We start from the raw sequence: 13,505 nt of genomic DNA on the forward strand, positions 1-13,505 counted from the left end.
CGTGTCGATCTTCGTCGCGCTGTGCGCCGTCGGCCTGCTGGCCGTCCTCGGCATCGTCATCGACTGCGGCGGTCGGCTGCGCGCCATCGAGCGGGCCGACGCGCTGGCCCAGGAGGCGGCCCGCGCCGGCGGACAGCAGATCGACCCCGCCTCCACGATGTCCGGCGGACCGCTCACGGTCGACCCGGAGGCCGCCCGGCGGGCGGCCAAGGCATACCTGACGGCCAACGGCGTCCGGGGCAGCGCCTCCGTGGACGCCGCCGGCCGCACCATCCACGTCACCGTGGACGGCACGTACGACACCGCCCTGCTGGGCGTGATCGGTATCGGCAGCATGACCGTGCACGGCGAGGGCAGTGCCAGCCTGGTGCACGGCGTCGGAGAAGCGGAGAACGGCGGATGACCGTCCCACGCGCGCGTACCCACCGACTCGACGGCCGCAGCGCCCCTGCGCCGCTCCCGCCACGCGGCCGGGGCGGACCGGGGCGCCGACCGGGCGGCCGGTTGCGCTCCCTGGTCTCGGCCCTCGGCGCCCTGGTCGCGCTGGCGGCGCTGCTGGTGGGCGTGCCCGCGCTGCTGCTGTACGGCACCCGGGCGGTGGCGGCCATGGGGTCGCCCGCCCACAGCGGCTTCTTCGACCTGCTCACCCGCCCCGACGACGGGCGGCTGTTCCTCTGGGCGCTGGTCGGCATCGGCTGGGTGGCCTGGCTCTGCTTCGCGCTCTCCGTACTGCTGGAGATCCCCGCGCAGCTACGCGGCCGGGTCGCCCGCCGCATTCCCACCCTCGGCTGGAGCCAGCGGGCCGCCGCCGGACTGGTCGGTGCCATCGTGGCGCTGCTGCCCGCCGCCGGGGCGTCCTTCGCGGCCACCCCCGCCCATGCCCCGGTGGCCATCACCGCCGCACCGCAGCACGCCGCGCTGACCGCCGCGCCGGCCTCCCTGGCGACCGAGCCGCAGACCTCCCTGGACCGGCCCGTCTACACCGTCCGCGACAGCCGGCCCGCCGACAGCCTCTGGTCGATCGCGGAGCAGCGGCTCGGTTCGGGGGAGCGCTGGCAGGAGATCGCCAGACTCAACCAGGGCCGGGTGATGGACGACGAGGGCCGCCGGTTCGACGCCGACCGGCCGATCTACCCCGGCTGGCGGCTGCTGATGCCGGCGGACGCCAAGCCGGACCCCCAGTCGCAGGTCCCGCAGCCCGCCCGCGAGGCGGCCCAGTCGGACGTCGGTGACGGCGCCGCCGACCACGCGGGCGGGCCGGACACCGTCACCGTGCGGCAGGGCGACACCCTGTCGGCCATCGCCAAGCGCGAGCTGGGCGACGCCGATGCCTGGACCGGCCTCTACTCGGCCAACAAGGGCGTCCGGGCACCGGACGGCGTACGGCTCACCAACCCCGACCTGATCACCCCCGGGATGGTGCTGAAGCTGCCGGGCACCCACACCGGCACCCCAGCCCCGTCCACCGCCAAGCCGTCCACCGCCAAGCCGTCCACTCCCAAGCCGTCCACTCCCAAGCCGCCCGCCGCCGAGCACCCGGCCACCCCCACCACGCCGCCGCCGAGCAGCGCAGCACCCAGCAGCGCCCCCGACGCCGGGCCGGGCGCCACCGCCGACCAGGCCGATGCCACGCCCCCGGCCGCCACCCCCGCACCCGTTGCCGAGGCCGAGCAGCAGCCCACCGCCGCCGCAGGCGGTGACCGCAGCGTCGCCCTGGCCGCCTCCGGCATCACCGTGCTGCTCGCCGCCCTGCTGGTCGGCACCGTCGCCATGCGGCGCGGCCGCCAGCAGCAGCGCCGCCGCCCGCGCCACCGGATCGCCCTGCCCGCCCCGCCCGCCGCCGCCTTCGAGGCCGAGCTGAGGATGCGTCAGGATGCCGCCGGGCTGGACCTGGTCGACCGCGCCCTGCGCACCCTGGCCCGCAACGCCCTGGCGGCGGGCAAGCGGCTCCCGGCCGTCATCGCCGTCCGCATCACCCCCGGCCACAACGTCGAGCTGCACCTCTCCGTCCCCGCCACGCCCATCGCCCCGTTCCGCGCCGCCCATGCCTCCACCTCCTGGTGGTGCCCCGCCGACGCGCCCGACCTGCTCTCCACCGCCGAGGCGTCCACCGTCACCGCGCCCTACCCGGCCCTGGTCGGCCTCGGGTCCTCGCCGGACGGCGGCGCGGTGCTGGTCGACCTGGAGGCCGTCCGGCTGCTGCACATCGCGGGCGACGCGCAGGACGTACGGGCGGTGCTGCGCACCGTCGCGCTGGAGCTGGCCCACAGCCCGTTCGCCGACGGGCTGCACATGCACCTGGTCGACGTGGCCGAGGACCTGCCGGTGGCGGACAGCGCCACCGACCGGGTACGCCGCCACGACACCCTGGAGGAGGCGCTGACCGAGCTGGCCGCCCGGGACACCGCCGCGCGCTCCGCCCTGCTGGCGGCGGGCGCGGCGCACCCGCGCGAGGCCCGCAGCCGGGGCCGGGCGGGCGACGCCTGGACCCCGGAGATCGTGCTCTGCGGCCACTCCCCGGCGGGCTCCACCCCGGCCGAGCTGGGCCGACTGCTGGACGCCCGCCCGCGCACCTGCCTGGTGGTGGTCACCCAGGCCCCCGAGCGCGGCAGCGGGCCGATGGCCCGGTGGACGCTCTCCACGGCCGGTCCCACGGCGCTGCCCGGACTGGGGCTCACTGTCGAGCTGCAACGGCTGACGGACGAGCAGTACGGCTACTGGGGCGAGCTGCTGCGCACCTCCGGCAGCATGGAGCAGCACCCGGCACCGGCCTGGACCGTGGAGGGGCCGGAGCCGGACGCCGAGGAGTGGCCGTTCCCGGACCGGGCGGAGCCCGAGCAGGCCCCGGCCCGCGCGGCGCTGCCCGCCGCCCGGCCGGTGGTCGCCACCGGTACCAGTGCCTTCGCGGGCACCGACCCGGTCACCCCGGCCGGGCCGCAGGGCGCGACGGCGGTCCAGACCCGGCCCGAACCGCGCCCCGCCGAGCCGCGCCCGGCCGACTCCCGCCCGGCCGACTCCCGGTTGGCCGAATCCCGCCCTGCCGCCGCCCCGCAGCCGGTCGCGCCCGAGCCGCGCCCGGCCGATCCGCGCACCCCCGATCCGCGTACGCAGGGCCCCCGTACGCAGGACCCCCGTACGGCGGACCCGCGCGCCGTCGACCCCCGGCACCGGATCAACGGCCGGGGCATGCACGCCGCTGCCGCCGCGCCGACCCCCGAAGCCGCCGCCCCGGCCGCACCTGCCGCGACCCCCGCGCGCACCCCGGCGCCCGCCCCGGCCCCCGCGCCAGCCGGGGCCGCCAGGCCAGTGCGCACCGACGCCGAGGAACTGCTGGCGATCCTCCGCTCGCCGCGCGCCCACACCGTGCGCTCCGCGCCCCGGGTGCGGCTGCTCGGCCCGGTGGACGTGCTCGGCGCGCACGGCCCGGTGGACGCCGCCTCCCGGGGCCGCCTCACCGAGGTCGGCGCCTATCTGGCCCTCAACCCCGGTACCGACCAGCGCGCCCTGGACCTGGTGCTGCACCCCGGCGCCGTCCAGCGCGACCCCGAGGCGGCCGAGCAGGCCGGCCAGGAGCTGGCCACGGCCGTCGACCGGCTGCGCGACTGGCTGGGCCAGGACCAGGAGGGCCGGTCCTTCCTGCCCGCCGAGAGCAGTGGCGCGCACACCTTCTCACCAGCCGTCACCTGCGACTGGGACGACTTCCGCAGCCTGTACCGGCGCGGGATGCGCAGCACCAGCCCGGCCGCCGACGCCGCGCTGGCGCATGCGCTGGCCCTGGTCAGGGGAGCTCCGTTCGCGGAGGTGGAGCGCGGTGCGTACGGCTGGGCGGAGCCGTTCCGGCAGGACATGGTCGCCGCCGTGCTGGACACCGCCCATGAGCTGGCCGCCCGCCGCCTCCAGCACGGCGACTTCCGCAGCGCCGAGGCGGCCGCCTACCGGGGCCTGGCGGTCGCGCCGGACGCCGAACTCCTGCACCGGGACCTGCTCTACGTCTACGCCTCCGCCGGTGCCCGGGAGCAGTTGCTGAAGGCTGTCAACCGCCTCGACGCCACCAGCCGCCACGCCTCCCGCGACCTGGAGCCGGAGACCGTCGCCCTGCTGCACGACCTGATCGAGCAGCACTGAGCGGCACCGGCGGCTGCCGCCCGCCGCCCGTGCCCGGCAGCGGTCCGCCGGGCACGGACCGTCAGGTGCGGCCGCCGGACGGGGTGCGTCGGATGGCCGAGCGGGCGGCCGAACCCATAAAGTGGCGCAACTGGGAGCGGCGATCGGCGCCGTGCGGGGGACGGACGCGGCGGCAGCAGCGGAACGGGACGGTGACCTGCGGTGACGGGGAGCTCGACAACCTCGGTGTCGGACACCGCCGGGCGGCCACCGTACCCACCGTCGCCCTCGGCGCCGCCGACCGAGGAGACCGCTGTGCTGCCACCCCTGCCCGGCCCGGCCGCGCCCACCAGCCCCACCGGCCCCATCAGCCCCACCCGCCTCCGCCCGGTGAGCCGCGACGCCGTCCATGACACCGGGTCGGCGCCGCGTGGCCGAATCCTGGTGGTCGAGGGCGGGTTCGCCGCCTCCGGGCGCTGGCCCTGGTCCCGGCAGGCGATGTCCTCCGGCGCGCCCGCGCTGTCCGCCGTGCTGGCGGCGGTCTCGCCGCAGGTGCTGCTGGCGGCGGAGGCCGTGGACGCGGTCCATCTGCCGTCCGCCACCGATCCGCAGACCGTACTGGCCCATCTGCGGGCCGCCGCCCGCCACCCCGGGCCGGTGCTGATCCACCTGGCCGGGCATGTGCTGGCCGACCGGCGCGGTGGGCGGCTGCACCTGGCACTGCGGGACACCCGGCCGTCGTCGGTGCGGCACGACGGGCTGCCCTGGCAGTGGGTCGCCGCCGAGCTGAGGTCGCGTCCGGCGGAGTGGGGCGCGCTGGTGATCGCGGACCTCAGCGCGGACGAGGACGTCTGGCCGCAGCTGCACACCGTGCCGTCGCCGCTCGCGGAGGGACTGCCGCTGTGGGCGGCGGTCAGTCCGGACCCCGAGCATGTGGGGATCTTCACCCGGGCGCTGGTGGAGGCGCTGCACAGTGGCCAGCCGGGCGCGGGTGCGGCGCTGACGCCGGAGCAGTTGCAGCATCAGGTGCAGTCGGTGCTGCGGCCGGAGGTGCTGGTGGTGGCCTCGCACGGGCCGGGGCGCCCGGTCTTCCGCAACACCGCGCGCCGTACGGAGCACGCGCGGCCGGTCCCGGCGGTCCGACCCGCCCCGGCGCCCGGCCCCGCCACCGTCGTGCCGCGCGGCACCGGCACCGGATTCGCCGCCGTCGCGGTACCGGCACCGGCTCAAGCGCCAGACCCGGCACCAGCCCCGTCCCCGGCCCCGACACCGACACCGACACCGGCCCCGACCCCGGCAGCAGCCCCGCCGCCCACCCGCGCCCCGGCTCCGGCTCCGGCTCCGGTGACACTGGACAAGGGCCGGCCGCCGCGCGGCCCGGTGACGCTGCACAAGCCAGGCGTACCGGTCCTGCCGCCGGTCGACCCGCCCGCGCCCAGCGCGCCCCCAGTGGTCGCACCGCCAACAGCCGAGCCCCCCGCCGCCGGGCAGGGCCGCGAGCAGACCCCTGAGCAGGCCCTGGCCGAGTACCGCGAGCCCATCGGCCGCATCGTGCAGGCCGCCGACGCGGGCCGGCACGCCACCGCGGTCGCCCTGGCCGCCGCCCTGGAGCGGCAGGCGTTCGCCAAGCACGGCGACGCCGCGCCGCCGTCGCTGCACGTCCGCCAGGTGCGGGCGCATGTCTCCCGGCTGGCGGGCCAGCAGGCGCTGGCGGCCGACCTCTACCGGGACGTGGCGGTGAAGCTGCTGCGGGCCCGGGGACCGGAGCACCCGGAGACGCTCCAGGCGGCGTCCAACGCGGAAGCCTGCTGGCGGGCGGTCCACGATGTGGCCGAGGCACGGCGGATCGCACCGTCCATCATCGAGCTGCGCGGCCAGGTGCCGGGCCCCGAAGGCCGCAAGCTGCGCGCCGCCGAGCGGTACCTCGCACAACTCGGGGAGATGCGGCAGGGCGGCTGACCAGCCGCGTCGGCGCCGCCGCCGGATTCCCGGCCGGATGCTTGTCGAAAGTGTTGACGGACACCGCGCCAAACGGTTCACTCTCACTCCGTAACCGGTCCCGGTACCGGTTACGGGACCGGTTCCGCTGCCGTCGAGGACGACGGCCGGAGGGCGAGGGGGGTGTGGCCGTGCGCGTCACCATCGCGGACGTGGCACGCCGGGCGGGTGTCAGCAAGACGACCGTCTCCCGGGTGCTGAACGGCAAGTCGGACGTGGACGCCGACACCGCCCACCGCATCCGCGAGGTGATCGCCGAGACCGGCTATGTGCCGAGCTCCCGGGCGGTGGGCCTGGCCCGTGGCCAGGCCCGCACGGTGGGGATGCTGGTGCCCTCGCTCACCTGGCCGTGGATGGGCATGGTGCTCCAGGGCGCCGTGGACGTCCTGGAGGCCGATGGCTACGGCGTACTGCTGTACACCTGCAACCGGGGGGACGAGTCGCTGCGGCGGTTCGCCGTCCAGGTCTCCGCCAGTGCCTTCGACGGCCTGCTGGTGATCGAGCCGGAGAACACCCTTGACTACATCGCCCAACTGCACAGCAAGGGCCTGCCGGTCGTGCTGATCGACGACCGGGGGCACCACCCGGGTTTCCCCTCCGTCGCGACCACCAACCGCGAAGGGGCAGCGGCAGCCGCCCGGCACCTGGCGGCGATCGGCCGCCGCCGACCCGCCATGGTCACCGGGATCGGTCACTTCGGCTGCGTACGCGATCGGTCGCAGGGCTTCACCGAGACCGCCGCCGCCGAGGGGTTGCGGCTCGACCCCCGGCTGGTCTTCGGGGGCGACTTCACCAAGGAGTGCGGCCGTACGGCGGTCAACGAGATGCTGGCCGCCGGCCTCGACTTCGACTCCGTCTTCGCGCACAACGACCTGGCCGCCGCCGGTGTGCTGGGCGCGCTGCGCGACGCCGGGCTGCGAGTGCCGGAGGACGTCGCGGTGATCGGCTTCGACGATGTCCCGGTCGCCCTGCACACCGAGCCCACCTTGACCACGATCCGCCAGCCACTGCGCGAGATGGGGGAGGCCGCCGCCCGGCTGCTCCTCTCCCACCTGCGCGGGGCTCCCGCGTCCGCCGACCCGCTCGTCCTGCCGACCTCGCTGGTCGTACGGGATTCGGCACCCTCGATCTAGCGGGCGGGGCGCTCCCGGCCCCACTCGCACCTCACGCACACCCCTGCTGTACCGCACCACCGGGGCAGGCACAGCGGTTCACTGAGAGCGCTCTCTTGAGGGTGCTCACCCGTGGACCGCCGTGCCGCCCACCCGCCCCGGAGCCCTTCCCCTCCCTCCCCATACACCTTCAGGGAGCAGTGATGCACGGCAGACGAAGCAAGACCACCCCCACCCTGCTGGCCGTCCTGGCCGCCGCCGCGCTGGTCGCCGGCTGCACCAGCGGAACCACCGCCGGGCCCAGCGGTCCGGTGGCCGGCAGCAGTGACAGCGGCAGCGGCAAGAGCGGCGGCGGCGCCACCACCGGGGTGCTGAACGTCGGCATGCCCAACGGCCCGCAGACCAACAACAGCAACCCGTTCCTCGGCACCTCCGCAGGTGCCTCGCTCGGCTATCGCTTCATGATCTACGAGCCGCTGGTGATGTTGAACGGCGTCCGCCCGAGCGACAAGGGCGTGCCCTGGCTGGCCACCGCCTGGGACTGGGCCGACAACTACAAGAAGCTCACCCTCACCATCCGGGACAACGTCAGCTGGTCCGACGGCAAGCCGCTCACCGCCGAGGACGTGGCGTACACCTTCGACCTGATGAAGAAGACGGAGGCGCTGAACATCAACGCCATCCCCTTCCGGGACATCACCACCACGGGCAACCAGGTCGAACTGACCTTCCCCAGCTCGCAGTTCGTCAACCAGACGAAGATCCTCCAGCAGTTCGTGATCCCCAAGCACATCTGGTCGACCGTCAAGGACCCGTCCACCTGGACCGACCAGCAGCCGGTCGGCTCCGGTCCCTACACCCTGAAGTCCTTCACCACGCAGACGGTGACCCTGACCCGCCGCGACAGCTACTGGAAGGACCTACCGCAGGTCAGCGAGTTGCGGTACACGTCGTACAACGACAACACCGCGCAGACCACCGCACTGGCCAGCGGCGCCAGCGAATGGTCCTTCGTCTTCATGCCCAACTACAAGCAGATCTACATCGCCAAGGACCCGCAGCACAACAACCTCTGGTTCCCCTCCGGCCTCGGCATCCACGGCCTCTGGCTGAACACCGCGAAGAAGCCGCTGGACAACCCCGCGCTGCGCCGCGCCATCAACCTGGTGGTGGACCGGGAGGCGATCTTCGTCCAGGCGGAGTCCTCCCTCTACCCGAAGATCGAGAGCCCCACCGGCATCCCGCTGCCCGCCGGTGAGCCCTATCTGGCGCCGGAGTACAAGGACGCCAGGCTGGCCGTCGACATCGACGCGGCCAAGAAGGAGCTGACCGACGGGGGCTTCACCTTCGACGGCGACACCCTCAAGGACCCCAGCGGCAAGCCGGTGAAGATCACCCTCACCGACCCGGCCGGCTGGTCCGACTACCTCACCGGACTCGCCATCATCAAGGAGAGCCTGAAGAAGATCGGCATCGCCGCCGACGTCCGCACCCAGACCGTGGACGCCTGGACCTCCGCCGTCAACAACGGCGACTTCGACGCGGTGCTGCACTGGACCAACAGCGGTGCCACCCCGTACGACATGTACGAGAACATCATGGACGGCTCGCTCCTCAAGCCGCTCGGCAAGGCGGCCACCGGCGGCAACTTCGGCCGGTTCAAGAGCGACGACGCCACCAAGGCGCTGAACCAGTACGCCAACGCGGCCGATGACGCCACCCGCACCGACGCGCTCAACAAGCTCGAGAAGATCATGGTGGAGCAGGTGCCGGTCGTCCCGACCTCCGCCGCCCCGATCGGCGCCGAGTACAGCACCAAGCACTGGACCGGTTGGCCGGACGAGTCCAACCCCTACGGGCCGCCGCAGCCCACCCAGCCCAACTCGCTGGACGTGGTGCTGCACCTCAAGCCCGCCTCCTGACCCACCCACTCGTCCGACCCCCGGGTCCCGGGGCGGCCCACCGCCGCCCCGGGACCCGGGGGACCGCTCCAGACCAGAGAGCCAGACCATGGCCATAGCCGACACGGCCCCGGACCCGGTCGCCGCCGCGGACGAACCGGCGGTCCTCGAGGCCCGCGGAGTCACCAAGCACTTCTCCGTGAAACGCAAGGGCCGGGAGATGCTCACCCGGGCCCCGCGCGTCGTCCACGCCGTCGACGACGTCTCCCTGCAACTGCACCGGGGGCGGGTCACCGCCCTGGTGGGCGAGTCCGGCTCCGGCAAGTCGACCGTCGCCCGGCTGCTCGCCCAGCTGTACCCGATCACGGGCGGCGAGATCCGCTACGCGGGCCGGGCGGCCCGCCCGGCGACCCGGGGCCGCCGCTTCCGGGCCTGGTGCGGCAACGTCCAGCTGATCTTCCAGGACCCCTTCGCCTCGCTCAACCCGGTCCACACCGTCCGCTACCACCTCACCCGTGCGCTGCGCATCCACGGCCGGGGCGGCGCCGACCGGACCGAGCTGGAGAACAACCTGCACGCGCTGCTCGCCCAGGTGCAGCTCACCCCGCCCGAGCGCTATGTCGACTGCTTCCCCCATGAGCTCTCCGGCGGCCAGCGGCAGCGGGTCGCCATCGCCCGCGCGCTGGCGGCGGCCCCGGCGGTGCTGCTCGCGGACGAACCGGTCTCCATGCTGGACGTCTCCATCCGGCTGGGCGTGCTCAACCTGCTCAAGGACCTCAAGGAGCGGCTGCGGCTGGCCGTCCTCTACATCACCCATGACATCGCCTCGGCCCGCTACTTCGCGGACACCACCCTGGTGATGTACGCGGGCCGGATGGTCGAGGGCGGCGACAGCGAGACCGTCACCCAGGCACCCGCCCACCCGTACACCCGGCTGCTGATCGAGTCGGCGCCCGACCCGGACCGGCTCGGGGAGGACGCGGCCGAGCAGCAGACCCCGCCGGGTGAGCCGCCGAGCCTGATCAACCCGCCGACCGGCTGCCGCTTCCACCCGCGCTGCCCCGCCGCCATGGAGCGGTGCCGCAGCACCGTGCCGCCCCGCTTCGACCTCCCCGAGGACGGCCACTGGGCGGCCTGCTGGCTCTACGACGGCACCGGGACGGCTGCCACGGCCGGGACGGCCGCAGCCGCCGCGCCCACCGCAGCCGCCGAGCCCACCGCAGCCGCCGCGCCCGCCGAGGCGGCGCCCGCACCCGGGAAGGGGGCACGGCCGTGAAGTACCTCCTCCAGCGCATCGCCTTCTACGCGGTCACCGCGTGGGCCGCGATCACCATCAACTTCATCATCCCCCGGCTGATGCCCGGCGATCCGGTGCAGTCGCTGATCGCCCGCTACCAGGGCCAGCTGAGCACCAAGGCGATCGGCTCGCTGTACGCCCTCTTCGGGCTCGACCACCACAAGAGCCTCTGGCAGCAGTACCTGGACTACTGGTCCACGCTGTTCCACGGCGACCTGGGCCTGTCCTTCACCTTCTTCCCCACCCCGGTGGCCGACGTCATCAGCCAGTGCCTGCCCTGGACGCTGGCGCTGGTCGGCACCACCACCCTGCTCAGCTTCCTGCTGGGCACCGGCATCGGCGTCTTCAGCGGCTGGCGGCGCGGCTCCTGGATGGACAGCCTGCTGCCGGTCGCCACCTTCTTCTCCTCGGTGCCCTACTTCTGGCTGGGCCTGATCGCCATCTCGCTGCTGGCCACCGCCTGGCCGGTCTTCCCGGCGGGCAACGGCTTCGACAACGGACTGGTCCCCGGCTTCACCGGCGACTTCATCGCCAGCGCCGCCTATCACGCCGTCCTCCCCGGTGCCACCATCGTGATCAGCGCGGTGGCCGGCTGGATACTCGGCATGCGCAACATGATGGTGACCGTCTCCTCCGAGGACTACGTCACCGTCGCCCACGCCAAGGGCCTCTCCGAGCGCCGGGTGATGTTCTCCTACGCCGCCCGCAACGCGGTGCTGCCCAATGTCTCCGGCTTCGCGCTCTCGCTGGGCTTCATCGTCGGCGGCACCCTGCTGGTGGAGATGGTCTTCAACTACCCGGGCATCGGCCTGATCCTGCTCCAGGCGGTCGGCGCCAAGGACTATCCGCTGATGCAGGGCATCTTCCTGATCATCACCCTCTCGGTACTCGCCGCGAACCTGCTGGCCGACCTCGCCTACATGCTCCTCGACCCCCGCACCCGGCGGGAGGGCTGACCGATGACCACCCAAGCCAGCGACACCGCCGTCGTCGCCGCCGAGCCGCCACCGGTCGGCACCGACGCACCCGCCCGGGTCTCCCGGGGCCGGCTGACCTTCCTGCGCAACGGCAAGACCGCCACCGGCCTGACCATCCTCGGCGTCTTCGTGCTGCTCGCGATCATCGGCTCCTGGATCGCCCCGTACGACCCGTCGGCGATGAGCAACGACATCCTCCAGTCGCCCTCCTGGAAGCACCTGCTGGGCACCACCCAGACCGGCGAGGACATCCTCTCCCAGCTGCTGGTGGGCACCCGGGGCGTGCTGATCGTCGGCTTCACGGCCGGCATCATCGCCACCGCGCTGTCGGTGCTGATCGGCGTCACCGCCGGCTTCCTCAGCGGCGTCACCGATGAACTGCTCTCCGCGCTCAGCAATATCTTCCTGGTCATCCCGGCACTGCCGCTGATCATCATCATCACCTCCTTCGACCCGGACGCGGGCGACTTCTTCATCGCGACGGTGATCAGCGTCACCGCCTGGGCCTGGGGTGCCCGGGTGCTGCGGGCCCAGACCCTCTCGCTGCGCCGCCGCGACTACGTGGAGGCGGCCAAGGCCACCGGGGAGTCGACCTGGCGGGTGATCGTCTTCGAGATCCTGCCCAACCTCACCGCCATCATCGCCTCCAGCTTCGTCGGCACGGTCGTCTTCGCGGTGCTCACCGAGATCACCCTCTCCTTCATCGGCGTCGCCAACATCTCGCACTGGAACTGGGGGACCATCCTCTTCTGGGCCCAGAACAACCAGGCGCTCGCGCTGGGCGCCTGGTGGTGGTTCGTCCCGGCCGGCCTGTGCATCGCGCTGCTGGGCACCGCGCTGTCCCTGATCAACTTCGGCATCGACGAGTTCGTCAACCCCCGGCTGCGCACCGCAGGACGCCACACCGGCGCCGGTAGGGTCCGGATGCGCACCGGCTTCACCCCCGTCGTCCGCGCCGAGCAGAAGGGCGGCAAGCGCCCATGATCACCCCACCCGTGCCGGAGACCCGGCCCGCCGCCTCCGCCGCCGCCGGCCGCTCCCCGGTACTGGAGATCCGCGGTCTCGATGTCGACTACGGCCTCGGTGACAGCGCCGTGCACGCCCTCCAGGGCATCGACCTCACCCTGCACCGCGGCGAGGTGCTGGGCCTCGCCGGGGAGAGCGGCAGCGGCAAGTCCACCCTGGCGTACGCGGTCACCCGGCTGCTCGCGCCGCCCGGCGTGATCACCGGCGGCGAGGTCCGCTACCACTACCGCGACGCCGCCGCCCCGGTGGACATCCTCGACCTCACCCCGCAGGAGCTGCGCCGCTTCCGCTGGAACGAGACCTCCATCGTCTTCCAGGGCGCGATGAACTCCCTCAACCCCGTGCACAAGGTGGCCACCCAGCTCACCGACGTCCTGAAGACCCACCGCCCGGGGATGTCCCGCGCCGACCGGCTGGAGCGCGCCCGCGAGCTGCTGAGACTGGTCGGCATCGCCGCCGACCGGCTGGACAGCTACCCCCACCAGCTCTCCGGGGGCATGCGGCAGCGCGTCATGATCGCGATGGCGCTGGCGCTGGACCCGGAGATCGTCATCATGGACGAGCCCACCACCGCGCTGGACGTGGTGATGCAGCGTCAGATCCTCCAGCAGCTGATCCGGCTGCGCGAGGAGCTGGGCTTCTCCGTCATCTTCATCACCCATGACATCTCGCTGCTCATCGAGTTCTCCGACCGGATCGCCATCATGTACGGCGGCCGCATCGTGGAGCAGGCGCCCGCCGCCGACATCTACCGCGACGCCCACCATCCCTACAGCCATGGCCTGCTGCACTCCTTCCCCGCGCTGCACGGCCCCCGCCGCGCACTGACCGGCATCCCCGGCTCACCCCCCGACCTCAAGGCCATGCCGCCCGGGTGCGCCTTCAACCCCCGCTGCCCCAAGGCCCACGAGCCCTGCGCCCGCGACCTGCCCCTACTCACCCCCCTCCCCGGCGCCGAGGACCGCTCGGTCGCCTGCTGGCTGCACCACCCCGCCCCGACCCGCTGACCCCGGTTCCGCCGTGCCCGCCCCCCGGCGGGCACGGCGGAACCAGGCTGCCCGGACAGCGGCAGCTCCGTATCCGAACCCTT

The 13,505-nt window shown here is 73.8% G+C and carries 9 protein-coding genes; all 9 read left to right on the top strand.

What is annotated here, in order from left to right; all coding sequences use genetic code 11:
- The first annotated feature begins 1 nt into the window (after position 1).
- The 9 genes from ACIQGZ_RS12820 to ACIQGZ_RS12860 all read left to right on the top strand — a co-directional run bounded on the left by ACIQGZ_RS12820 (position 2) and on the right by ACIQGZ_RS12860 (position 13,422).
- Positions 2 to 403, top strand: coding sequence for a hypothetical protein (locus ACIQGZ_RS12820; RefSeq protein ID WP_402601363.1), 402 nt, complete (start codon positions 2 to 4; stop codon positions 401 to 403).
- Entirely contained in the window at positions 400 to 4,125 is a 3,726-nt protein-coding gene (locus ACIQGZ_RS12825) for a LysM peptidoglycan-binding domain-containing protein (protein WP_402601364.1), read from the top strand. The genes ACIQGZ_RS12820 and ACIQGZ_RS12825 overlap by 4 nt, the downstream gene beginning before the upstream one ends.
- A 294-nt stretch (positions 4,126 to 4,419) precedes the next feature.
- Positions 4,420 to 6,063, top strand: coding sequence for a hypothetical protein (locus tag ACIQGZ_RS12830; protein ID WP_402601366.1), 1,644 nt, complete (start codon positions 4,420 to 4,422; stop codon positions 6,061 to 6,063).
- 170 nt (positions 6,064 to 6,233) lie between these two features.
- Positions 6,234 to 7,235: a LacI family DNA-binding transcriptional regulator gene (locus ACIQGZ_RS12835; RefSeq protein ID WP_402601367.1), complete on the top strand. Its 1,002-nt coding sequence runs from the start codon at positions 6,234 to 6,236 to the stop codon at positions 7,233 to 7,235.
- A gap of 182 nt (positions 7,236 to 7,417) precedes the next feature.
- The gene (locus ACIQGZ_RS12840; protein WP_402601369.1) at positions 7,418 to 9,136 is read left to right on the top strand and encodes an ABC transporter substrate-binding protein; all 1,719 of its coding nucleotides are present in this window, start codon (positions 7,418 to 7,420) and stop codon (positions 9,134 to 9,136) included.
- A gap of 88 nt (positions 9,137 to 9,224) precedes the next feature.
- Positions 9,225 to 10,391 (top strand): ABC transporter ATP-binding protein, encoded by a 1,167-nt coding sequence (locus ACIQGZ_RS12845; protein ID WP_402601371.1) that lies wholly within the window; start codon positions 9,225 to 9,227, stop codon positions 10,389 to 10,391.
- On the top strand, positions 10,388 to 11,368 hold the full coding sequence (locus ACIQGZ_RS12850) for an ABC transporter permease (protein WP_402601373.1): 981 nt from the start codon (positions 10,388 to 10,390) through the stop codon (positions 11,366 to 11,368). The genes ACIQGZ_RS12845 and ACIQGZ_RS12850 overlap by 4 nt, the downstream gene beginning before the upstream one ends.
- Before the next feature lie 3 nt (positions 11,369 to 11,371).
- The gene (locus tag ACIQGZ_RS12855; RefSeq protein WP_402601374.1) at positions 11,372 to 12,373 is read left to right on the top strand and encodes an ABC transporter permease; all 1,002 of its coding nucleotides are present in this window, start codon (positions 11,372 to 11,374) and stop codon (positions 12,371 to 12,373) included.
- Complete coding sequence (locus ACIQGZ_RS12860) at positions 12,370 to 13,422, top strand: ABC transporter ATP-binding protein (protein WP_402601376.1); 1,053 nt, start codon at positions 12,370 to 12,372, stop codon at positions 13,420 to 13,422. Before ACIQGZ_RS12855 ends, ACIQGZ_RS12860 begins: the two co-directional genes overlap by 4 nt.
- Positions 13,423 to 13,505 lie beyond the last annotated feature (83 nt).

Origin of the sequence: Streptomyces sp. NPDC092296, assembly GCF_044755465.1 — a bacterium.
GTDB lineage: Bacteria > Actinomycetota > Actinomycetes > Streptomycetales > Streptomycetaceae > Peterkaempfera.